21 protein-coding genes are annotated in these 23,137 nt (G+C 58.4%); 12 read left to right on the top strand and 9 right to left on the bottom strand.

Features of this window, described 5'->3' with window-relative positions; genetic code table 11:
- Nucleotides 1-2 precede the first annotated feature (2 nt).
- Genes qatA through qatD form a run of 4 tightly spaced genes read left to right on the top strand, consistent with a single transcriptional unit; the run spans nucleotide 3 to nucleotide 4,885 of the window.
- Nucleotides 3-1,931, top strand: coding sequence for a Qat anti-phage system ATPase QatA (gene qatA / locus V6N02_RS18695; protein ID WP_371228104.1), 1,929 nt, complete (start codon nucleotides 3-5; stop codon nucleotides 1,929-1,931).
- A complete protein-coding gene (gene qatB, locus V6N02_RS18690; protein WP_371228102.1) occupies nucleotides 1,931-2,794 on the top strand; it encodes a Qat anti-phage system associated protein QatB in 864 nt (287 codons plus the stop codon). The genes qatA and qatB overlap by 1 nt, the downstream gene beginning before the upstream one ends.
- On the top strand, nucleotides 2,791-4,134 hold the full coding sequence (qatC, locus tag V6N02_RS18685; RefSeq protein ID WP_371228100.1) for a Qat anti-phage system QueC-like protein QatC: 1,344 nt from the start codon (nucleotides 2,791-2,793) through the stop codon (nucleotides 4,132-4,134). Before qatB ends, qatC begins: the two co-directional genes overlap by 4 nt.
- Entirely contained in the window at nucleotides 4,124-4,885 is a 762-nt protein-coding gene (gene qatD / locus V6N02_RS18680; protein WP_371228098.1) for a Qat anti-phage system TatD family nuclease QatD, read from the top strand. The genes qatC and qatD overlap by 11 nt, the downstream gene beginning before the upstream one ends.
- Nucleotides 4,886-4,940: 55 nt before the next feature.
- Here qatD and V6N02_RS18675 read toward each other — a convergent pair whose 3' ends face one another.
- The 5 genes from V6N02_RS18675 to V6N02_RS18655 all read right to left on the bottom strand — a co-directional run bounded on the left by V6N02_RS18675 (nucleotide 4,941) and on the right by V6N02_RS18655 (nucleotide 8,151).
- Nucleotides 4,941-5,474 carry a gamma-glutamylcyclotransferase family protein gene (locus V6N02_RS18675; RefSeq protein ID WP_371228096.1) on the bottom strand — a complete coding sequence of 178 codons (534 nt, stop codon included), beginning with the start codon at nucleotides 5,472-5,474 and terminating at the stop codon, nucleotides 4,941-4,943.
- 45 nt (nucleotides 5,475-5,519) lie between these two features.
- Nucleotides 5,520-6,095 (bottom strand): ImmA/IrrE family metallo-endopeptidase, encoded by a 576-nt coding sequence (locus tag V6N02_RS18670; RefSeq protein ID WP_371228094.1) that lies wholly within the window; start codon nucleotides 6,093-6,095, stop codon nucleotides 5,520-5,522.
- Entirely contained in the window at nucleotides 6,079-6,450 is a 372-nt protein-coding gene (locus tag V6N02_RS18665) for a helix-turn-helix domain-containing protein (RefSeq protein WP_371228092.1), read from the bottom strand. Before V6N02_RS18665 ends, V6N02_RS18670 begins: the two co-directional genes overlap by 17 nt.
- Before the next feature lie 292 nt (nucleotides 6,451-6,742).
- Nucleotides 6,743-6,997 carry a hypothetical protein gene (locus tag V6N02_RS18660; protein WP_371228090.1) on the bottom strand — a complete coding sequence of 85 codons (255 nt, stop codon included), beginning with the start codon at nucleotides 6,995-6,997 and terminating at the stop codon, nucleotides 6,743-6,745.
- A gap of 218 nt (nucleotides 6,998-7,215) precedes the next feature.
- On the bottom strand, nucleotides 7,216-8,151 hold the full coding sequence (locus tag V6N02_RS18655) for a tyrosine-type recombinase/integrase (RefSeq protein ID WP_371228088.1): 936 nt from the start codon (nucleotides 8,149-8,151) through the stop codon (nucleotides 7,216-7,218).
- 597 nt (nucleotides 8,152-8,748) lie between these two features.
- Here V6N02_RS18655 and V6N02_RS18650 point away from each other — a divergent pair.
- From V6N02_RS18650 to V6N02_RS18615, 8 genes are all read left to right on the top strand, one after another.
- A complete protein-coding gene (locus V6N02_RS18650) occupies nucleotides 8,749-9,108 on the top strand; it encodes a hypothetical protein (RefSeq protein WP_371228086.1) in 360 nt (119 codons plus the stop codon).
- Nucleotides 9,109-9,113: 5 nt separating this feature from the next.
- Complete coding sequence (locus tag V6N02_RS18645; protein ID WP_371228084.1) at nucleotides 9,114-9,488, top strand: DUF3768 domain-containing protein; 375 nt, start codon at nucleotides 9,114-9,116, stop codon at nucleotides 9,486-9,488.
- Nucleotides 9,489-9,595: 107 nt separating this feature from the next.
- On the top strand, nucleotides 9,596-11,443 hold the full coding sequence (locus tag V6N02_RS18640; protein WP_371228082.1) for a ParB/RepB/Spo0J family partition protein: 1,848 nt from the start codon (nucleotides 9,596-9,598) through the stop codon (nucleotides 11,441-11,443).
- Between the two features lie 113 nt (nucleotides 11,444-11,556).
- On the top strand, nucleotides 11,557-12,072 hold the full coding sequence (locus V6N02_RS18635; RefSeq protein WP_371228081.1) for a hypothetical protein: 516 nt from the start codon (nucleotides 11,557-11,559) through the stop codon (nucleotides 12,070-12,072).
- Between the two features lie 361 nt (nucleotides 12,073-12,433).
- Nucleotides 12,434-12,637, top strand: a complete 204-nt coding sequence (locus V6N02_RS18630; RefSeq protein WP_371228079.1) for a hypothetical protein — start codon at nucleotides 12,434-12,436, stop codon at nucleotides 12,635-12,637.
- 293 nt (nucleotides 12,638-12,930) lie between these two features.
- Entirely contained in the window at nucleotides 12,931-13,509 is a 579-nt protein-coding gene (locus tag V6N02_RS18625) for a helix-turn-helix domain-containing protein (RefSeq protein WP_371228077.1), read from the top strand.
- Nucleotides 13,496-15,358 carry a relaxase/mobilization nuclease domain-containing protein gene (locus tag V6N02_RS18620; RefSeq protein WP_371228075.1) on the top strand — a complete coding sequence of 621 codons (1,863 nt, stop codon included), beginning with the start codon at nucleotides 13,496-13,498 and terminating at the stop codon, nucleotides 15,356-15,358. Before V6N02_RS18625 ends, V6N02_RS18620 begins: the two co-directional genes overlap by 14 nt.
- Nucleotides 15,358-17,370 carry a type IV secretory system conjugative DNA transfer family protein gene (locus tag V6N02_RS18615; RefSeq protein WP_371228073.1) on the top strand — a complete coding sequence of 671 codons (2,013 nt, stop codon included), beginning with the start codon at nucleotides 15,358-15,360 and terminating at the stop codon, nucleotides 17,368-17,370. The genes V6N02_RS18620 and V6N02_RS18615 overlap by 1 nt, the downstream gene beginning before the upstream one ends.
- Before the next feature lie 676 nt (nucleotides 17,371-18,046).
- Here the strand turns inward: V6N02_RS18615 and V6N02_RS18610 are convergent.
- The 4 genes from V6N02_RS18610 to V6N02_RS18595 form a co-directional block, all read right to left on the bottom strand.
- On the bottom strand, nucleotides 18,047-19,699 hold the full coding sequence (locus tag V6N02_RS18610; RefSeq protein ID WP_371228071.1) for an ABC transporter ATP-binding protein: 1,653 nt from the start codon (nucleotides 19,697-19,699) through the stop codon (nucleotides 18,047-18,049).
- Entirely contained in the window at nucleotides 19,699-20,547 is an 849-nt protein-coding gene (locus V6N02_RS18605; protein WP_371228069.1) for an ABC transporter permease, read from the bottom strand. The genes V6N02_RS18610 and V6N02_RS18605 overlap by 1 nt, the downstream gene beginning before the upstream one ends.
- Nucleotides 20,544-21,491 (bottom strand): ABC transporter permease, encoded by a 948-nt coding sequence (locus tag V6N02_RS18600; protein WP_371228067.1) that lies wholly within the window; start codon nucleotides 21,489-21,491, stop codon nucleotides 20,544-20,546. Before V6N02_RS18600 ends, V6N02_RS18605 begins: the two co-directional genes overlap by 4 nt.
- Before the next feature lie 79 nt (nucleotides 21,492-21,570).
- Nucleotides 21,571-23,127 carry an ABC transporter substrate-binding protein gene (locus V6N02_RS18595; RefSeq protein WP_371228065.1) on the bottom strand — a complete coding sequence of 519 codons (1,557 nt, stop codon included), beginning with the start codon at nucleotides 23,125-23,127 and terminating at the stop codon, nucleotides 21,571-21,573.
- Nucleotides 23,128-23,137: the final 10 nt, after the last annotated feature.

Here is a 23,137-nt window from a genome sequence, read left to right as displayed (position 1 = left end):
CAATGATCATTCCTGATAACGAAACTGCGATCGACATGATCTATTTCGAGGCGATCTCGGCTTCAGTCGCCAGGGTGATCCGCGATGCGGGTAGTGCCCCCTTGACCATAGGAGTCCATGGCGATTGGGGTGCGGGCAAGTCGAGCGTGCTTCTAATGCTCGAAAACGAGTTCGCAGACGACGACCGAACGTCGGTCGTCCGTTTCAACGGATGGCTGTTCCAGGGCCTCGAGGATGCGAAAACCGTTGTTATCGAAACGATAATCGATCAGCTCTTGCGTGATCGCGCGACCAGCACGAAGCTGAAAGACGCCTCGCTGAAACTCTTGAAGCGCGTGGATCTCATGAAGGTCGCGTCCAAGGCTGGCGGACTGGCCCTCACCGGTCTGACCGGCATCCCGTCCCCTGATATGGTTTCTAGCCTTATGGATATGGGCAAGGGGCTGCTCGCGGCTGGCAAGGATATTGACGTCTCCGACGTCACCGGATTTGTAAACAGTGTGGCCGGCTGCCTCGGTGAGGCGGAGGCCCAGACTTTGCCGACCCACATCCATGCGTTCAGAGACGAGTTCATAGAGCTACTGCGCGCTGCCGATATTGATAGACTGGTCGTGGTCGTCGATGACTTGGACAGGTGCTTGCCGGAGACCGCCATCGAGACGCTCGAAGCGATACGCTTGTTCCTCTTCGTACCGGGCGCTGCCTTCGTGATTGCGGCAGACGAGGGCATGATCGAGTATGCAGTCCGCTCCCATTTTCCCGATCTGCCGCTGTCTTCCGGCCCATCGACATATGCCCGCAACTATCTTGAGAAGTTGATCCAGGTGCCGTTTCGGCTGCCGCCGCTCGGCTACGTCGAAACAAAGACATACCTGAGCCTGTTGATCGCGGGTCGATCGTTTGCCGCCGACTCAAAAGAGTTTGGCGCACTGCTCGACCTTGGTCGCGAGTCTCTCAGGCGGCCCTGGGACGGTGCCGGACTGAATCGTAGCCAAATCGAAGAGAAACTTGGCAGCGTTTCAGCTGAAATGGAGAACGCGCTCCAGTTGGCAGACCAGCTGGCCTATCCGTTGGCGGAGGGTGCTCAAGGCAATCCGCGTCAGATCAAACGGTTCCTAAACACGCTCAATCTACGTCTGGCCATAGCCGAAGAGCGAGGGATTATCGAAGACGTGAACCCAGCCGCTCTCGCAAAGCTCATGCTCGCGGAACGATTCCAGATCGAATTCTTCGAGCGCATAGAGGCGGAAGCGGCCGTTAGCGGTTCATCACAGGTCGTCGAGCGGATAGAAGCCGCGATGAAGAAGGAGAGTGAAGAGCGGGATTCGATTAAGCCAAAGGCTCCAACGAAAAAACCAGTTACGATCGATACGCCGCCAGAAAACGACCCACTCTCAAGCGATTGGGTCAGACGCTGGGCGGCGGTGTCCCCCGCGCTAACAGGTCAGGATCTCAGACCGTACCTGTTCGTCTCACGTGATCGTAAGGCCCTATTCACAAGCGGTTCCGCCTTGGCGCTGAAAGAGGATTGGATCGAAAAGCTATGCGGCAGCACGCTCGGCGCGCGCGCCGCAGCCGTTGAAGTGGCGAAACTCACACCCGGAGAGATCGAGCAGATTTTTGACGTAGTAGCAGCACGTGTCAGGGCCGCAACCGACATGAAGAAGAAGCCGGCGGGCGTCGACGGACTTGTCGAGCTCTGTAAGATTTCTACTCCGTTGCAGACACCGACCGTGCGTCTGCTTGCAGAGTTGCCAACCGGTAGTCTTGGGCCCTGGGCGGCCACGGGCTGGGAGGCCATGTTAACCGATCAAAACGCTAAGACAGAATTCAAGAAGCTCAAACAGGAATGGGTTAAACTCGATAATAATGCTCCACTGAAACTCGCGGCGGGCGGGCCCCGACGGGCAAAGTCTAAGGGGGCCAGCTAATGGGTACATCCAGTTCTTATTCTGGTCCTTCGTCCGGACTCGTGCCCGATTGGGTTGACGGGGTTGATTCAGGTATGGATGCCGGCGGCGGCGATGACGGACCGGCGCAGGACGACACCGGTGGAGCGGATCAAGGTCAGGATGCGGGGCAGACCTCGGAACAAGATGCGACCCCTCAGGCGGCTCCTGCAGGCAACTTCCAATATCCGCGCGGGCAATTCACCCGGTTCACGAACGGTGGCGGAGGAAAAGCTCTCGGTCGCGCGCTAAAGGGGTACGTTAGCAGCGCCGGGGGTGGAGCCGGAGCGGCCAGGCGGATGCCGAGTTCGACACGGGTCGCCTCCGGCGTCGCAGGTCTGGCGAGCACCTTCGCCAACGAGGGACCGGCCGCTGCGCTCGCACGCTTCAATCTTCAAGACCTTGCAGGTCGACCCGCCACAGAGGTGTTGGAGTCTGTCGCGGAGATAATCTGTCCGGACGGTGGTACAATCGACGAGGCGATCGCTCGGGATGCTATGCTAGAAGCAATCGGAGACCTCGCCGCCGAAGATCCTGGTGCCTTTGACGAGTTATCATCCGATCAACTCAATGATTTCCTCTGTGATGTCATCGAGCGCAGTATCGTGACAAAGGTGTTGAACGAGATAGGCACCAATGCGCTACACGGCTCCGCAACCGATGCTGATTTCCGCGAAGCTGAGCAGATCACCCGAGATTACACACACGGCAGAGTACGAGATGCACTAGGCAGCCGGTTCGACCCGGCATCGCAACCAACTCAAGCGGAGATCGACCGCAGCATTTCCGCTGTCTTTGCTGACTCGTTCGAGATGCTGGGTGCCGTGCTGGAGAGCATGCAATGAGAAGAAACATCTTCATACGGATGGGAAAAACAGACGTTTCCCCGGTTACCGGTGGCGCGGACATCACGATCGATATGATCGATAATTTCAACACGCTCGACAGGGGAATGAACCAGCTCTTGGAAAGGCTGTTCAAGCTTAATGTGCGGCCGAGCGAGCGCGCAGTCGACCTCATGATCGTGGCCACATCCGTCTACGCCGCCGACACTGGCGTGTCACGCGAACGCTACGCAGATGACAGATGGACGCGCATGATCGATCTCAGTATCCCGGTCAGCGATCCTGAGATCTGGGATCGGGTGGAGCCGAAACTGTCGGCGATGCTGCGTTTCTTGACCGGAGACCATTGGACCTTCACCTTCCGGCCCAGGCCCAAAGGGTTTGAAGAAATCGCGCGACTCCCAGAAAAACTGGACCTTACCGATTTCACGCATGTAAGTCTTTTCTCGGGCGGGCTCGATAGCCTCATCGGAACGATCGATCTACTCGCAGCCGGGGAGCGGCCACTTCTAATCAGTCATTATTGGGACGGTGAGGCATCACGCGCGCAAAAGAAACTCCTTGAAGTATTGAAAGCTCGACACGGCAACGCGTTCGAATCCATCCGGGCTTACATCGGATTCCGAAAGACAGATTTTGCTGAGGCAGGGAGCGACAATAATCAGAGAGCTCGATCGTTCCTGTTTTACAGTCTCGCAATCCTCGCGGCGGACGCTGTCGGCTCGACCGGCAAAGTACTCATACCGGAGAATGGATTGATCGCATTGAATGTGCCCATGGAATCTCTCAGGCTGGGTTCACTTAGCACACGCACCGCGCACCCACATTTCATCAACTCTATGTCGGACCTCATTGGCGATCTTGGAATCGGCGCGACACTCGAAAACCCGTATCGCTTTAAGACCAAGGGAGAGATGGTGGCGGACTGCCTTGATCCAGATCTTCTTGCGGGACTCTCTCCAATGTCCATGTCCTGCTCTCACCCAGCACAGGTCCGCTTCGAGAGCGCCGCCCCTCAACATTGCGGACGTTGCGTCCCTTGCCTGATCAGGAGAGCATCACTTAATTCCGGATTGAAGATCCCCGATACAACCGAATATTTTTTGGACGACCTCCATTCGAATACATTGGACTCGAAATCCGCAGACGGAAAAAACATCCGGTCTTTTCTATTCGCCGCTGATAATCTCAGACGTAGCCCGGAAAGGGCCAAATATCTCGTACTGAAGCCCGGACCACTCGATCGCAGCGAGCTGGATGACTATATCGACGTATACCGCCGCGGCATGGACGAGGTTTCAGACCTTCTAAAAGGCGTGGGTTCGAAACATGGCAGCTGATGACGGTTTAGGCCCGGTCGACTTCCACTGTCATCTCGATTTGTGTGAGGATATGCAGAAAGCATATACGGATTGCGACCGGATGCGTTGCATCACTCTAGCCGTCACAACTACCCCGAAAGCGTTTGGTCGGAACGACGCTATGGCCAAACGTACCAGTCATATTCATGCCGCCTTGGGACTGCATCCACAACTTGTCGCACAGCGGTCCGCGGAGATCACGCTATTTGAGGATTTTGCGGCAACAAGCAGATTCATAGGAGAAATCGGCCTTGACGCCGGACGCCAATTCTATCCTTCGTTCGATCGACAAAAGCAAGTGTTTGAGCGCGCTCTGACGGTATGTGCGAACCTCGGCGACAAGGTCATAAGCCTTCATAGCGTCAGAGCGGCTAAGCATGTGTTAGACGCGTTGGAACGCACCGGCGCATATCGGACTTGCCGCCCGGTCCTACACTGGTTCAGTGCCTCAGACGCCGAGATAAGACGCGCGCTTGACCTAGGCTGTCTCTTTTCGGTTAACGAACAAATGTTGCTCTCGCCCAGAGGAAAGGCGTTGTTGGGTGTCGTCCCTATCAAGCGTCTGCTGACCGAGACCGATGCACCTTTTCAGGCTTCTCCTACTGACACAAAGATATCACCGGGCGATATTGCGAGTGTGACCCGTCTCATCGCGGAAGCTTATTGCAAAGATCGTGAGTGGGTGAAGCGACAGATCAGACAGACTGCGATGGCTCTGATCTCCAATTGATTCAACCCTAAGAACATCAGGACCCATCCTTGCTGTCAGGTTCCAGTGGTTCTGACTAGTTTTCCAGTAGTTTTAGGTAGTCAACGTGATCGTGCAGAGCCAATGCTTTGAGTGCTGCATTTCGGGATTTCCTGGTAAGGTTTTGATCCGGCTTACGGGTGGCCATCCGAAGTCGTGCTGTGTGGGCATCGTTCAGTTTATGCTCAAGAGCCCCCGCAACGATGAGTGCAAGATACCAATCGTAAGGAACCATATCGCTGTGTCTTTCAGAGGCCAAGTAAGTCGTAGCTGAAAGGGGACCATCGTCCGTCTCAATGCTGAATTTGTCGGAGCGTTCATAGCCTGCACCCTCAAAACGATCTAGCTCGTTCAGATCACTTGCACCGATTTCGAACAGAACACCGGTAGTGCGGGAAGTTTCCGTTGTTGATATCAGCGTCGCTTTCCCGGATCCATCTATACTCTTCTTGGAGAACTCTAGATTCCAGTATTTTGCAGTTCCAAGTCCAATCACTTTGGCACTAGGGCACCGCGCAGTCAGCCGGCTACTCAACATGTTTGATCCGTAGGCGAAATAAAGGAAACTCATTGTCGATCCAAGTTTGCGTGGCTTGCAGGTGATTAGCGGAGGCAATTAAGCGACGTTCTTTCGCCGGATGTTTTTTGATGCGCGCACCGCATCAGTTACCCCAACCCGATATTGATAAAGTTGCCAACTCACTTGGTATTCATCCTCAATTTGTGGTCTTGAATAGCCATTGATAACTAAGAAGACCGTCGCCCTTTTCGGTAACAAGAGTGTCGCGCCGAGCCATTTGGCCTCTTCTTCAATGTTGCGATCAAAGGCACGCTCGCCGTTCTCTTTGATTGGAACGTCCATGTCGTGCCCCAAAATGATGTGAGCAAGCTCGTGGGCCAGGTCTGAATTTTGTCGGCGAGGGTGACTGAAATCGTTGTGATGGATTTCCTTGTAACTTCCGTCAGAGATGATCAAACCTGAGAAGGGATCATCTGGATGAACGGCCCAATAGTTTGGGATTTCTGGTGGAAGGCAGCTATTGTTCTTGATTCCAAAGATCGGCACTTCCAAGTGATCGGCAAGTTTTCGTGGGCACAGTGGAGCATGTGGCTCGAGATTCATTTCACCTCGAAACTCATCGGCGTATCGCTCTGCCTCTGCCTTGAAACCGTACTTAAACTTGTGTGCCATCCGCTCTACGTTTCCTCATGTCTTCATACAGCGTCTTAATCATCAGTTCCATTGTTTGGGCGTCCTCGCCCCTGATGTTCCTATCGGCCCTTAGGAGAGTAGTGATCTCGGCCAAGGTATCTTTTTGCGCCCGTGTCATCGTTTCAGTCCGATAGAATTGGCTAACATCGAGGCTTGACCACGAAGCAAGGGCTGCGAGGCTATCAACGTCGGGGCGTTTCCCTTGTCCCATGCGGGTAAGGGTCGAGGCAGATACCTTGGCTTTTTCCGCGACTTTCTTCCAAGATATCTCCCGGTCACGTCTGATGGCGTCGAGGGCCGCATAGAATCCTTCAGCATCAAAAAAATTCGACATGTGATCTCCCGTTTCACTATTGCAATACACCGGGAATCGGATATACAGCAATTGCTATCTAGCAACATAACGTCAGTCTAGCAAATGAAAGGAAATCACATGGCTAAAAAAGGAAGTGGCACTCGTGCCCGAAGCACCATATCCGGTCGCTTCGTTACGAAAGCTCACGCGAACCGCAGTCCACGCACAACTGTGAACGAAAGAGTTGGTGGTGGGTCAACTCACGGTGCAACACGCAGCGCTGTCTCGGGAAAGTTCGTCAGCGCTGGATATGGCGCCCGCAATCCCCGCACTACGATGCGCGACGGATGAAATTTGAGGCAATGCGTGAACCAAGCGATGGCAAGGCTGAGGCTTCATTTCCCGCAGCTTTGCCATCAAACATTTGAACAATGGATTTGATCAGGGCAAAAAATGAGTATTGAAAATACTGAAAATAGCACATCGGATAGGCCGAAGCTGTGTACCGGTGATTTTCTGCTCGTAAATTAGGACTTTGATTATGAAGAAGAGTGAGGCGGAACCCGTGATCAGGCACTTGTGCCATGTTTGGGGGGGTGAGGTTGAAATTCCCCGTGCAGCAAAAAGCGAACCAAGTTTTCTGACTTTTAAGTCATGGCTGGATCGAAAGGGATACGGGCACTACTTGAACTTTCGCTCGGTAAGAGGGGCGTCAGCGGACGCCGAGCTCTGGTTTGACGAAGAGTTTAAGCAGCAGTGGCGAAACTAGGGGCACCTCAGTAACGTCCGAGCGCATCAATATTACTAAACTAGCTCATTTAAGACGTTAGCCCTTTCGAGCGCGCGTCGTAACGCATGGTTCGAAACCCGCACGTAGATTTCGGTGGTCTTGAGGTTCGCATGCCCGAGCAGGGCCTGGACCATCCTTATGTCTATGCCTTCTTCGATCAGCAGCGTCGCGGCCGAATGCCGGAACCGGTGTGGGGTCAGGTGCGGTTCGATGCCGAGACGTTTTGATAATGCGCGCAACCGCTTGCGGAATGTGGCCGCGCGGAGCCTGCGTCCTACCGTGTTGAAGAACAGCGGCGACATGAGGGAACCGTGTTCGCGCCGCGCATCACAGTAACGTCGAAACTCTTTCTGCAGCTCCCGGTTTGGCACGAAGACGATCCGCTCTTTGCTGCCTTTGCCGCGCACGAGGATCTGGCCACCATCTGAAGAGACGTCGCCGACCTTCAAATTCGTGAGTTCGCTAATCCGCAGTCCCGTGACGATCAGCAGCTTGATGATCAGGATCGTGACATCAGCCATCTCGGTCAGCATCGCTCGACCTGGCTTTGACTGAGAGGGTGCCGATGATTTCCGTTTTTCCGCTCCGAGAATGATCTTCAGTGTCTCTCGGTCCACGGGCCGCGGCAGGCGGCGCGGGATCCGGACGGAGATGCGGAGGTCGGCAAACGGAGAGGGCAGGGCGCTGTTCCGGTCCTCGCGCCAGGCGAAGTACGACCTCAGGGTCGACAGCCGCCGCTCGATGGTTGCCGGTTTCGCTTCGATCACATCCCGCAGGTACCGATGAAAGCCAAGGATGTTGTCGCGCGAGATCGGTTCTGTGATCTGGTGAAGATCGGCGTAGCGGGCGAAGGTCCGCAAATCCTGGACATAGGCTCGCAGGGTGTGATGTCCGACGCCGCGCTCATCGCGGCAGGCGTTGACGAAGGCGGTGTGGTTGAGATGACGCATGCTGAACTCCTTGAATGGTGTTCAGCCAGTTCAGCACGGGCGCATCAGCGCCTCGAAATCGGCCTCCAGATCGGTAACGATAATGGCCCTGCTTATCATCTTTGTTGTTGGCTGACGGCCCCTGCCGCACCCTTGCGGGTACGCCACCGTGCTTCTCAGGCTTCAGTCGGCGTTGCCGCCCTCAGCCCGGAACATGCGCCCCGGTCAGACCCTGTTCACATGAGGCCCTTCCACCGTCTCCTCCGGCGCCGCTGGCAGAACCGTTCGCATGGGTCTGCCCCGGGTTGATGATCCACCCTTCTCGGGTTTCGATCACTGGGGCAGGGGACCTTCGGCCCCTCATTTATCCTAGTCCCCTCGTCGCTCGCGCTTCGCACTCACGCCAAGGGGACGTTGCTTTAGAACCCGCTGGGTTCTCGCGCACGCAACCAAAATAGACAGGACCCGTGTCCTCGCGGCGCTGCCGCTGCGGGCCGCACCAGTCCCATCGATTTTGGTGGCGTTTGCTCACTCCGGCACTTCGCCAGTGGGTCAGGTTTTAGAGACGAGGCCCCTCCAAAGGGCTCGGCTCAAAACCAGACAAAAAGGAGCATGCCGATGGGCCTTGATCAATATGCCTACATCAATACAGATGACGAAGCGCGAGAACCGGATTTTTACTGGCGCAAACATGCGCGGTTGCAGGAATGGGCCGAGCGCCTGTTCGCAGAAAAAACCGGCGGCAGTGCACGTGAGCTCAACTGCGGTGAACTGCCCCTCAATCAGGATGACATCGCGGCACTGGAAGGCCTTTTGACAGGTCAGGGCCTGCCAACGTCCGAAGGCGGGTTCTTCTATGGACACCAGCTTCAGGAGGAACGGGCCGAGGCCTATGCCGCGCAGGACGCCGCGTTCTGTGAATGGGCCAAACGGATGCTCTCGGACGGGCAGATCGTCATCTACTCGTGCTGGTGGTGAGCGCCATGACCGACATAATCAACCCCACACCCGAAGCGCGTTTGATAGCCAATCAAAACGACCGGTTCCGCATGTCACTGGGTGCGGATGTCACCGTGCCGGGCCAGATCGTGATGAAGCGTGGCGTCGCTGACCTGTCCCCGGTGGCCAAGGCCATCATCGTGCAGCGCGTTCAAGGCTTTGAAGACTTCACCGAGGACAACGATCCTTATGGAGATCACGGCTTTGGTGCGTTCGAGTTCGAGGTTGGCGGCAACGGCTACCACATCTTCTGGAAGATCGATCTTTACGACATCGACTACCACATGGGCAGCAGTGATCCGGGTGACCCCGAAGTCACGCGCCGCGTCCTCACCATCATGCACGCCTCTGAATACTGACCCCGAACGACCGTCGGGGCGGGCATTCCAATGCGTAAGCGCGTGCTTTTCCGTCCCGGCGGCATCCCCCACACACGCTTACTATCCAACCGAGAAGGAAGACTCCTATGACTGACCATTCCAATGAGACTACCGACACCGGCATCATCTACACCGCACTTGATCAGCTATACCTGCATGACATGAACCCGCGCCAAGAAGTGGCGCAAGAGGCCGTTGAAACTCTGGCCGAGAGCATCAAGACCTGCGGGCTGCTGCAAAACCTTGGCGGGCTGCAGGACGATAGCGGCAAGATCGGCATTGTGGCCGGAGGCCGCCGCTTGCGTGCTCTGGCCTATCTTGCCGAACACGACCCTGCGCTGGAAACCGCCAAATCTGTTCCGGTCTTACTCGCCAAGGATGCAGCGCAGGCCGAAATCTGGGCTAACGCCGAAAACACGGCCCGGGCCGACCTTGATCCGGCAGACGAAATCCGCGCTTATGGCCGAATGGTACAATCTCAAGCCAATGCGGATCAGATCGCCAGCGCCTTCGGTGTGACCGTGGCGCACGTCAAAGGCCGCTTGAAACTCGCGCACTTGCCTGAGGCCGCCCTGAGCGCGCTCAAGGCCAAGACCATCAATCTGACCGTGGCGCAGAAGCTCACGACAGCGGAGGACGATAAGCTTATCCTCGAAGTGCTCCAGCTCATTGCGGAGGGTCGGATCACGCATACGAACCAAGTCGATGGGGTGCTGCATCCGAAGGCCGTGAAATCCACGGACCGCCGCGCCGCGTTTGTCGGGGGCGAGGCTTATGTGGCGGCAGGCGGAAAGGTTTCGTGCGATCTCTTCTCAGACGATGTGTTTTTCGAGAACCGGGACATTCTGGACGAGGTCTTCGCCGCGCGGTTGTCCGAGGCCAGCGAAGGGGTTGCACAGGATCAGGGCTGGGCCTGGGTGATGACCTGTGAGGAGGCCTATCTGCCGTGGAGCTTCATGGAAGAGCATAAGTTCGCGCGCATCTACCCGGTAGAAGGTGTGCTGTCGGACGATCAGTCCGAACGCTATGACGAGCTTGCGGAGTTGGCAGAGGGCGATGTGCTGAACGACGCGGGTCAAGCTGAACTCGAAACCCTGCAATCCATACTGGACGGTGACTTCACCGAAGAGCAGAAGGCGCTCGCTGGATGTGTCGTCCATGTGGGCCAGAGTGGCAAGCTGCAGATCACTGGCGGGCTGATCCGGCCCGAGGACAAGACAGCCGCGATTGAGGCAGGTATTCTGCAAGCCTCACAGCATGGCTCAGCCGAGAAGACCCCCAAAAACCCGTACTCGCAAAAGCTGCGCGGTGATCTGGATGTGATAAAACTGGCCGCGCTGCAGAACGCCATGCTGGACCAGCCGGACATGTTGCTTGATCTGCTGACCTTCCAGTTGAGTGGGAGGGCAGGGTTCCGCGATGTGCTGGACATCACTGTTGGACAGCCGAGCAATTCGCCGTCCTGTGAAGATGGATTCGCCGTGGACAAGCGTCTGAGCAAGCCCACGCATGAGCCTGTGGATCGCTGGGACGTGGATCTCAAAAAAGCCTTCGCGACGTTCAAGAAGAAGGGCAAGATATTCCGCAACGCGGAACTGACCCGCCTTTTGGCCAAATTGCTGACCGGAGGCGATGCCGACTTCTCTGGCTTCCTCGAACAGAAATCAGGCGCGGCGATCCGCAAAGTCTGGACGCCGACCGCGGACAATTTCTTCAAACGGGTGTCTGGTCCGATGCTGGAGAGCATCTACTGCGAATTGCAGGACCTTGCTCCAACTGACGAGCGGGCGAAGGCCTTTGCCAAGATGAAAAAGGGGGAGAAGGCGGAGACGCTGGAAGACCTGTTCTCGGACCCGGCGATACAGAAGCTGCACGGCGTTTCCGCGTCACAGAAGGCCCGTATCGACGCGTGGGTGCCTGATTACTTCGCGTGAGCAGGACGGGGGCGGTGCAACACCGCCCCCAATCCGAGCAAGACAACCACACCCCCTGAAGGACAGCAGCCTCGATCTTGAGGCTGGTTGCTGAACGAGAAGGATGTTTTGAGATGACGAGGCTCACCAAGTCACTGCACAGGGTCTGGCGGTCCGCTCAGCTCTATATCGGGTTCCATCGCGACTTGGACGGAAGAGAGCGCGAAGCGCCGCATGTCTGGTCGCCCAAGACCGGGCGCGCGACGATCCACGAAGACCCAGCAGAGCAGGAGGTGTTTGCCGTTCTCAAATCAGCCGAGGGCGATGCCGCGCAGGACGTGCAGATCAAGCTGCGCCCCGACGTGATCGTCTTGCGACGGGATTGCGCCGATGCATGGGAGGGCGTTGCCGTGGATCAATACACAGTCTCGGTCAATACCGGCGGTGTTTCGATCCGCATCAACCACGATGGGTCCATCACCCGCGACGACGGTGGAAGCACAACCTGGGTCGAGGCTGATGGTGGCGTTCTCAAGAAGACCGAGTTTATCGATGCAGCCATGTCTGCGGACGGCACCGAATTGTCCCGCCGAACTCCGGACAACATCTCAGCCATCACACGCCGTGGTCTGATCTCCAAAGATCGGTAGGTGCCGCCGAGGCTCTGGGCTTGCATTCACGTCGACACAGAAGGCTTACTTCTGGATCGTCAGGGGCGATGCGTTGCGCGCATCTAGATATCGCCGTCAAACCTTTGTGGAGGCGCACAACGCCTCGCCTTTGCCGGGCAGTCGTGACACTCAGAACGCGGCTGTTCTATCGATCTCCATTCGTCTTCTTCCTGATGCAACCTGCGGGACCTGGCCTGTCTGCCGGTCGCGTGCCGCGCCTTTCAAGCAGAACTTTCCCCTGTGCGCTACGCGCCCATTCCTCGCGAGGCAAAGTTCTGCCTGACATCCGGTCCGGGCGGTCCCGCCTGTTCGTTTGCATCGAAAACGAAAGGAGATCGATATGGCCAAGTACTTCATAGTCACCACCCCCGAGACCGGCAAAGACGGCAAAACCCGCTTCCACAAGGTCGGCGTCGCCTTTCCACAAAGCGAGAGTGCCAAGTCGCATTTGACAATCCAACTCTTCGCCACACCGATCAACGGGGAGCTCGTCCTCTTCGAGCCTCGGTCGGACGATGCCGACAACGATCCGGTCACCGAGTGACGGCTTTGGGGGAGGGGCAACCCTCCCCAATTTAAGCGTGATTTGTTCACCTGAACTGAGCGCCCTTGTCGGGATCTGAGCGGCGGTCAGCTTTCCCAGTATGCCCCCAGATAGTCTTCAGTGAGGGTGAGCAGTTTCCGGGTGGACGCATGTCTATGGTGTTCGGCAAGAAACGGCTCAAATACATAAATCATGTTTACATACAAAAATACGTTATTGACACAATGCACTAGCTTTGTGAAAGTGGAGGGATCGCTGCTGAAGGTGGCAGGAAATAGGGGGGCTTTCTTCGCGTGTCCCAGATGAAACGACTAACCGCCAACCAGAAGATGGAAATCGTGCGCGAGGCTGCGGAAGGCATCTCGACGGCGGAGTTGGCTGAACGGTTTGGGGTCTCCCAGAGAGCCGTCCAGTACACGCTCAAGGCGGATGCCGAGAGGCAGAAAGATACCGCTGTCGCGACGGCGGCGGTGACCGTGAAGTTGACGCCGAAGGAGCTTGCGGCGCTGGATGCCGTGTTCTCGGCAGCGGGGATCGAGACCCGGACTGAAGGGCTGAGACGGCTCATCCAGGCTGCTGGTGGGACCTTCGTCCCCGACGCCCAACTGACGGCTCAGATGGAACGGTACCGGGTCTCGCTGCATGATATCGGCAATGGTGTCGTGCAGCTCTCCAAACGTATGGCGGAGGCCAATCGGATGGGGCAGGGGGCGGTGGTGTTCTCCGACCTGCAGCTGGCGCAGTTGCGGGGCTTGGCCCGCTTCATCCTGGACTCTGCGGACGAGATTGATCTTCTTGTGCGCCGCCGTAGGGACGCCATGCAGCTGCAAGCCACAGCCGCCTTGAGGGAGTTCGCCCATGCGGCTGAATGATGCTGTCCACGACGTGACTGGGGAGGTCTTCCGGGAGGGCTGGAGCCGGATCCGGGGATCGATGCAGGGGCTCCATGTCAGGAAGCAGCGACAGCTGATCCGGGCGGCGGCAGGGCATCGTGCGGCGGTCTTCAAGGCCATCCGGGGTGGCGGCACACATTCCAAATCCGAGCTCTCGAACCAGCTCGGATATCTCACAACGAAGACCACCCACATCGTAGACAGTTCAGGGTTCCTTGATGGGAAAGCGAAACTCGGCAACAAGGAGATCAAAGACCTAACGGAGCGCTTCGCGAAGCGCTGGAGTGCGGGGTTCAAACCCAAGCTCGGGCAGACGACCCATATGCTTCTCTCCTATCCGATCGGGACCCGGGGTGAGGATGTCCGGGACATCACGGCGAACGTCGCCGAACGGTTCTTCCAGACCGAAAAGGGCCACTTCGATTACATCATCGCGGTTCACGAGGACCGGGATCATCCGCATGCGCATATCGTGCTGAACCGACGGTCCCAGGAAGGGGAGTTCTTCTTCCTCGGGCGAGACCATCGGTTCAACTATGACGACTTCCGATTGGCGATGGTCGAGGAAGCGGAGAGGTTCGGCGTGCGGCTGGAAGCCACCCGGCGGCTCGACCGCGGGGTCGTGCATTATCCGCCGCGCACGCGCGAGGTCTATGCGGCGAAAGAGGAGGACCGTGCGGCAGAGCCGCGGCCCCGGGTCGGGGCTGATCTGGAGCGTGCGCTTGCCGAGATCTCCAACACCCGGACGGTCTATCATGCGCTGGCCTCGGAGGCCTCGCGAGAGGCCCGAGAAGAAATATCCGACGCCCTCTTCCGGGCTGGGGAGCTTCTGGCGCAGGGCGACAAGCTGAACCTACAAGGAGAGGTCTACATGGCCGAGGAGCAATCATTCGATGAACTTAGAACCCGCTATGCCGATCAGGTCGCGCGTGTGCAAGGCATGATCGCGGAAAAGCCCAAGACGGAGCGTCCGCAGCTGGAACGGAAGCTCAACGAGATCCAGGCGCGGCTCGCCCATATGCAGCCTTTGGGGCTGCGGTCGGTGACCCTGACCGAGCGGCCATCCGACGGCGGGGTCTATTCCGAGGCCAACATCGACCGGGGCCAGCTCGTGCGCCTGCGGGAACCCGATGTCCGGGCCCAGATCGACACCGCGCTCAGAGGCACCGGGATCCGGTCCTCGGTCGTAATCGCGCGGATGGAGACCGGGGCGCAGAACGCCGCGCTCGAGCGGCAATGGATTGCGGATGATCTGCAGCGGTTGGCCGAGACCGACGGGCTCAACCTCGAACGCTGCGCCGATCTCAAGACCGCGACAGAGGCGCTCAACCGCGCCCATGTCCAGCTTGGCATCACGCTCGAGAGAAACGAGGTGTTGCGCCAGGACGGGCTGATTGATGATGAGCGCGACAAGCGCTTGACGGAGCGTGCCGCCGGAGAGATAGAGTCACGGACTGCCGGAGAAGGCCTGCGCCAACCCGTCCTCGATCCGGAGCTGCAGCGGGTTCTCGAGCACGAGCGCGCGGGTGAGATGTCGGACCCCTTTGCAGATGTCGGGGAGCGGCTGGCCTATCGGGAAGCGGTCGAGCGCGAGCTCGATTCCGAGCAGATCGACCGGCTCAGGGACGGCGACGTGGAGGTCCTGAGGGATCAGATCTCAGATCGGCTGGACCGGCTCTATACCGCCAAGGTCTATCTGCAATCCGACGCGGCGACCGCGAACAGCGAGGCAGCGCGGGCCGTCGTCGAGGAGATCGCAGACCGGGAATACGAGCTGCATCGGGCTGACCTCACCGATGGTGAGAAAGAGCGCGGGGAGTCCCACTGATGGGTGGTCTTGTGAAAGGACGGCTGGCCATTGGCGTCGTTCTGGTGACGATCGTCGCCGTGGCGATTGGCTACGTCTTCGCCTCAGCCGTGCTGTCCTTTCGCGATATTGGGTTCCAGGCCGATCCCGATTTTACCTTCATCGCTGAAAACTACCTGTGGCTCCGGGAGACCCGTCCAGACGACTTCCGGCTCATCAACTTGATCATGGGCGGGACGGGTGTTCTGGGGTTTCTGATGAGCCTGGCGATGTCCGGCTCGGCGCTCACGCGCTTCGGCTACACCCACTGGCAGACCCGCCGGGAGATGAAGCGGAACGGGTTTTTCGGTGACCCCGGCACGGGCTTTGTGATCGGCAAGCTCGGCAAGCCGACGTCGCGCGCGCCATTCCTCTGTTCGAAGACCTTTCCGCATGCTCTCATCGTGGCGCCCACAGGGCGCGGTAAGACAACCGGCTTCGTCATTCCGAACCTGCTCACCTGGCAGGGTTCGGCTGTCGTCCTCGACGTGAAGGGCGAATGCTACGAGGCCTCGGCTCGCCATCGCGCGGCGGCCGGCGATACGGTCTACCGCTTTGCCCCGACCGATTGGGAGACCAAGCGCACCCATCGCTACAATCCGCTTCTCAGGATCTACGAGTTGAAAGACCCGGCACGCCAGCAGATGGAGCTGTTGCTCCTCGCTACGCTCTTTCTGCAGAACGATAACGACCGTGTGCAGGGGCTTCTCAAGGGCGGGATCGATCTCTTTGTCGCCGCGGGGCTGCTGGCCTTTCAGCGGCAGCGACCAACGCTGGGCGAGATTTACCGGATCGCAGCTTCGGGCGGGCATAAGCAGAAGGAATATCTCGCGCGCGCTCACGAAGTCTGGAACCCGGCCGCACGGCTGATCTTCACCCGGCTCGCGTCGACCAACAACGACACGCTGACCTCCTATGTCTCGCTGCTGATGACGTCCGGTCTCGATCAATGGCAGAACCCGGCGATCGATGAAGCCACTTCGGTTTCGAATTTCGACTTCCGGACGATCCGCAAGCAACCCTTCAGCGTCTATCTCGTGGTCCAGCCGCTCATGGTAAAACCCCTGGCGCCGCTCATCCGTCTTTTCTTCTCCGATCTGCTTTCGGCGCTCATGGAAAAGGAGCCGGGACCGGACGAGCCCTGGCCGGTGATGATCCTGCTCGACGAGTTCAATCGTCTCGGCAAGATGCCGATCGTGGCCGAAAGCATCGAGATCTTAAGGCAGTATTGCGGGCATCTCGCCATCGTCACCCAGACCATCCCCGCAATCGATGAGATCTACGGCGAGAACACGCGGCGCGCTCTGCAAGGCAATGCCGGCATCAAGCTCTACCTGACACCATCCGACGAAAAGACCGTCGAGGAGCTGAGCAAAGCGGTGGGCAAGACCACCAAGACCGTGGTCACGCGCTCCCGCGCCATCGGCAAAAACCCCTTCGAGGGGCGCAGCCAGTCCGAGCGCACTGAAGAGGTCTCGCTCCTCCCCGAGGACGAGGCGCGGCGGCTGCCGCTCGACGAAATCATCGTCGCGGTCGATGCGCAGATGCCGGTGAAGGCTAAGCGCGTGGTGTATTTTGAGGATCCGTATTTCAAGAGCATTCATGCCGCGCAGGAGGGGGACCTGCCGTTCCCGGAAGGACCCGTGCCTCCAATGGGAGATCTGCCTTTGAGCGTTCGGGCGACACCGACAGCGCCAATGGGGCCGGGGCTGACGGAACGCGACCTTGAGGCGCGGATGGGGATTGGCGAGCGTGGTGTGGACACGCCAGCTTACCCGGAACCAGCTCCGGATGGTCGGCGGGTGTGCGCAGCGGTAATCGCGGACGATCAGCGGCAGTTCGAGATGGGTTTCGAAGGTCAGGTCGAGCTCGATGTCGAGGTCGCGAGCGAGGATGACATAGCCGTTGTTCAGGACGCGTTGAGCGACTTGGATCAGCTCGAAGGGGACATCGCGGGTGCATTAGATGGCGCTGAAAAGGCTGTGGTGCGCTGAACGGACATTGGAGCTGGTTGCGACGAACGGCAATAACGAGCCCAAAGCGACCGAGCGGTGCCAGCGCCGGACCGGGGGGGCGGCGCATCCAACCTATGTGCCTCGCACTTTATGGCAGCCAGGCACCCCGCACGCTCGGAACGAAGCGCCCAGCCTCGCCAAAGCGCCGGCCCATCCGGCCGGTCCGGCGCTGGCACGGCGGCGGCCAGGGGCCGGGTTGAGCCCTACATGAGCCTTGGGATTTCTCGCTGCACGCGCTCGCAGCACAGAAATTGCCGCACGCACTCCGATCTTAGCGCCGCAGGGCAGCGGAAAAACGGGACATTCGGTGACCGCGCAGAAACTTTCAGCCGACCTACTTTCAGGTTGCGGACAGTTCTACCGTTCATGAAGACACCATGAAGGTCCGCTTGTTTGTCGATATCCAAATCCGAAACTACGCAAGACCCTTTTGAACATAAGGTCTTTACGCGACTAGCCATGATTATTCTCTTTCTCTTGAATATCCACGCATGTTGCGGGGCAGCATAAACTAGGCCAGAACCGGGGGAATGGTTTGGCCGCGGGCCCGAATAGCTGCGGAACCGAAATCGGTGATGGCTGGATTGCACGGAGCGCATGTAGTGGCCGCGCCTGTGACTCGGAACATCATGAAGTGTCCGTAGTTCGTGCCTGCTCACCGGACATCCGTCATGGGCTGCCGGACCCGTCCGGCAAGGTACCCGTCCAGCCAGTCGACCTCGAGTTTCGGGACCGAGGTCAACAAGCGCTCAGTATAGTCGTGACCGTAGGGTTCGCTCAGAACCTCGTCGGTCGGGCCGAACTCGACTACCTCGCCCTGCAGCAGGATACAGACCTCGTCGGCCACAGCCCTGACCACCGACATGTCATGGGTGATCATGATAACCGACAGATTTTTGAGAACGCGCAATTCTTCAAGTTGCGCCAGCACGTCGATGGCCACAAGCCGGTCCAGCGCCGAGGTCACTTCGTCGCAAACCAGAACCTCAGGCTCCGCGGCCAGTGCCCGGGCAATGCAGACCCGCTGTTTCTGCCCGCCTGAAAGCTGAGACGGATATCTCGTCAACAGGTCCGCATCGAGTCGGACCGCCGCCATCAATTCGCGCGCAATCTCGCCGCGTACGGTTTTTGGCACCTTGCGAAACACGCGAATCGCACGATCCAGTATACTGCCGATCCGCATGCGCGGGTTGAGCGCTGTGTCGGGCAGTTGGTGGATCAACTGGATTTTGCTGACATCCGAGTGCGACCGGTCGCGCAGGTCTGCAGCCAGCGGGGCGTCGTCAAGAAGAATTTGCCCGGACCGTGCCGGCAGAAGACCGGTTATGACCCGTGCCAATGTCGATTTGCCGCTTCCGGATTCACCCACTATGGCTAGGACCTTGCCACGTTTCAGCGTGACATCGACATTGCTGAGCACAGCGCTTTCCGGGGTGTAGCCCGCCGTCACCGAACGGACCTGCAAGGCAGTGTCGGTCATGCCGCTTGTGTCCAGCTCGGCATCATTTTTCACGCCGAAGTCATTGGTGACCAAAGCTTTGGTGTAGGCCTGTTCGGGGTTTTCGATGATCGTTCTGGTGTCGTCGAATTCCACCTCGCGCCCGTCCTTCAGCACAATGACTTCGTCGGCGATCTGCGCGACCACCGAAAGATCATGCGAGATATATAGTGCCGCGACGTTGAATTCGGCGATGATTTCACGCGCGATCAGCAAAACCTCAACCTGTGTGACGACATCAAGCGCCGTCGTGGGTTCGTCAAAGACAACCAAGTCGGGATTGTTGAACAAGGCCATGGCGATCATCGCCCGTTGCAGCTGTCCGCCCGACACCTGATGCGGATACCGCTCGCCGAAAATCTCCGGATCGGGCAAGTGCAGCCGGTGGAACAGCTCTCGCGATCTGTCGCGTGCCGCATCCCGGCGCATCAGGCCACGGCGCACCGGAACATCGCAAATCTGGTCGATCAGACGATATGTGGGGGAAAAGGAGGCCGCGGCGCTTTGCGCGATATAGGCAACCTCGCGGCCACGCAGAGCCGCTGCTTGCAGCGGTGTCAGCGCCGTCATCTCGTTGCTGCCCAATATGACACTGCTTCCGGTTCCAAACCGGCAACCCGCGCGCGTATATCCCAGTGCGGCAAGCCCGATCGTCGATTTCCCTGCGCCGGATTCACCGATCAGACCAAGTACCGACCCACGCGGCAGATCGAATGAAATATCATCGACGATCCGCTTCCAGCCAGTCTGGGCATGTCGGTCCCGGGCTTCGATTTCCAGGTTGCGGACGGTAAGCACATTCTCTGGCATCAGTGCTCACCCTTCGCGGCGCGTGTGGTCCGGGACAGGGACCAGTCGACGATCAGGTTGATGCCGAAGGAAAAGATCATGAGCGCAAATGCCGGGTAGAGCGGTGTCGGGATGCCATAGGCCATGGCTTCGCTGTTTTCGCGCACCATGCTGCCCCAGTCGGCATCAGGTGGTTGGATGCCAAGGCCAAGGAAACTCAGCGAACTGACGAACAGGATCGCGAAATTGAGCCGCACGCCGTATTCCGCGGCCAATGGCGGGGCCGCATTCGGCAGAATTTCGCGAAAGATCACATAGAGCATGGGATCGCGGCGCAACCGGCAGATCTCGATGTAGTCCTGGGACACGATATTCATCGCCACCGCCCGCGAGATCCTGAAAACGCGCGAACCGTGGACCACTGCAATGATGGCGATAATCAAAGCAGGGCTTGACCCGAGACCGGAAATCACCACAAGCGCGAAAATCAGAACTGGAAAGGCCATGATCACATCGACGGCCCGGCTCAGCATCCAATCCGTCCACCCGCCCTGCGAAAGCGCCGAAACCGTCCCGAGGAACGATCCCCCGACGAATGCGATCAGCGTGGCAAGAATGGCAATGATCAGCGTCGTCTGCGTGCCGTAGATGAGCCGGCTGAACATGTCGCGGCCAAGATTGTCCGTGCCAAGCCAGAACCGGGCCGAGGACGGCTCCCACACATCGCCAACGATCTCGGTTTGCCCGTAAGGGGCGATCCAATGCGCCGCAATCGTCACCATGAGGTAGATCGCGACGATGCCCATGCCCAGCATCAGGGCAAGAGACACATCGAAAAGGTCGGATTTTCTAAAACTCTGTGTGCTCATCGCGGATGCCTCAGGCGGGGGTTCGAGATGATTGCAAGCACGTCCGCCAGAAGATTGAGCAGAACGAAGACTGTGCAAAAGATCATGCCGGTGGTCTGCACCGTCGGGATGTCTCGGAATGCGACCGCATCGACCATCAATTGCCCTAACCCGGGATAATTGAAGATAACCTCGATGACGACCACACCAACCACCAGATAGGCCAGGTTGATGGCCACAACATTGAGGATCGGGGCCAGAGCGACGGGGAACGCATACTTGAAGACTGCACGATTGCGCGTCACGCCTTTCAGAAGGGCCATTTCAAAATAGGCGTTGGGCAATTCGTTCAGCACCGCAGCCCGCGTCATGCGCATCACATAGGGAACGACCATACCCGCCAGAGCCAGAGATGGCATGACCAGTCCCCTTGCGGTTTCCACCCAGGTTTCTCCGGGTGCGGAAATGACCGGAAACCAGCCCAGTCCGATCGCAAGCCAGAAGATCAGCAGATAGGCCAGCAGGAACTCCGGCATGCTGATGAAGAGCAGGGCCACGGCAGAGATGCCGCGGTCCGCCAGCGGGTGTTTCTCGTTCAGGATCGCCGCAATGATGCCAAGCAGGATAGCACATGGAACAGAATAAAGCGCGGTCGCGCCCGCCAGCAGAGCCGTGTTATAGGCCCGACCGCCGATCATTTCGCCGATGTCACGACCGGTCGCGACCGAGGTGCCGAAATCGCCACGCACGAATCCCCACATCCAATTGAAATACCGGGTCAGCACCGGCTGGTTGAGGCCAAGCTGCTCGCGCAGCGCAGCTACGGTTTCCGGTGTGGCATTGCGTCCAAGGATGGCATCAGCCACGTCGCCGGGCAGAAGCTGTGTGCCTGCGAAGATCAGGATCGAAACCACCCACAACACGCCAGCACCAGCCAGAAGTCGCCAAAGGATCAGCTTGGTCATTCAGGGTGCCCTCGTTTCGACCGAGTTCGTGGCCGGAACCTTTCTCCGGCCACGTTTCATCGTAGATAGGTTGCCGGGATCACCCGAACCAGACGGTTTCGGCAATGCGGAAATCGTGCAGCCGAAAGTTCGGGTTTGGTTCCCATCCCATCACATTTGCCCGCCCGGCGTCGAGATAGCTGGCAAAGGCAGGGATCACCGTCGGGCATTCGTTATGTACCAATAGCTGCATTTCCGCGTATTTGGCCTTGCGCGCCGCAGCGTCGGACTCTGAACGCGCCTCGACGAGAAGCTGCTCGAAGCGCTCGTTATGCCATCTTGTCTCGTTCCAGGAAGAGCCTTGTGAATAGGCCGCAGAGAACATCAGATCTGCGGTTGGCCGCCCGCTCCAGAATGACGCGCACCAGGCCGATTTCAGCCAGACGTTTTTCCAGTAGCCGTCCTCCGGCACCTGGTTGACCTTGATATTGACACCGCCGTTTTTCGCTCCTTCGGCCATCAGAATGGCCGCGTCGACCGCCTGCCCGTAAGGCGTGCGCGACACATCGAGCGTGACATCAATACTTTCCAACCCAGCCTTTTGCAGGTGGAACCTGGAACGCTCGGGATCATAGATGCGCTGTTCAAGTTCGGCGCTGTAGAACGGATCGGATTTCGGGATCGGATTGTCATTTCCGACTGAGCCATGGCCGCGCAGGATCGTCTTGACAAAGGCTTCGCGGTCAAACCCGTGTTTGATCGCCAGCGCCACATCGACATTGTCAAACGGAGCAAGCTGCGCGTTCATCGGAAAGGTAAAGTGCTGGCGGCCCTGGGTTTCCCACACATTGATGTCGTCCAGTCGCCCGAGCAGGCCGGCGGTTTTGAAATCGACATTGTCGATGATGTCCACATCGCCGTTGCGCAGCGCAGCAGAACGTGCCGTCGCATCGTTGATCACGATGTTTTGCACCTCATCGACATAGGGCTGGCCTTCCTTCCAGTAATCTGGGTTGCGCGTGCCGGTCGATTTCACGCCGGGCTCAAAGCTTGTCAGCTTGAACGGACCGGTGCCAACCGGAAGCGTGAAATCGGTTGTGCCATCCTGAACAACCGCGGCGCGCCAATCGGTAAGCGTGAAGGGAAAGTCCGGATTGCCACCTGATAGTGTGATTACGACAGTTGCCTGATCCGGCGTTGCAATCTCGGCCACGCTGGAAAGCTGGCTTTTGAACGACGATTCCGCCGTTTCGCCCCGGTGCAGGTTCAGCGAATAGGCAACATCCGCCGAGGTCAGCGCCTTGCCATCGTGGAACGTGACGCCCGGGCGCAGTTTGAAGATCCAGACCGTGTTGCCGTTGGAAACTTCCCAGCTTTCGGCCAGTTCGGGCGTCGCGCTGCCGTCAACTCCGGCGACAACCAGCCCGTTATAGATCTGCCGCGATGTGACGTTGCTGAAAACTCCGACGGTCCGGCGCGGATCAAGGCTGTCGCCCGACGTGCTGCCACCATCCAGTCCAAGGCGCAAGACGCCGCCGGTTTGCGGGCTTTGCGCATGGGCCCGCCCTGTCAAAGCAAGCGGGCCAAAACCCGCAGCGGTCGCTGCGGCTGCGGCTCCGGTTCCCAGAAAAGTTCTGCGTTTGATTGCGGTCTTCATTCTTCAGTCC

Source organism: Roseovarius conchicola, from assembly GCF_041403425.1.
GTDB lineage: Bacteria > Pseudomonadota > Alphaproteobacteria > Rhodobacterales > Rhodobacteraceae > Roseovarius > Roseovarius conchicola.
Note: the sequence above shows the minus strand (reverse complement) of the source record. Positions and strands in the feature narration are given on the sequence as shown.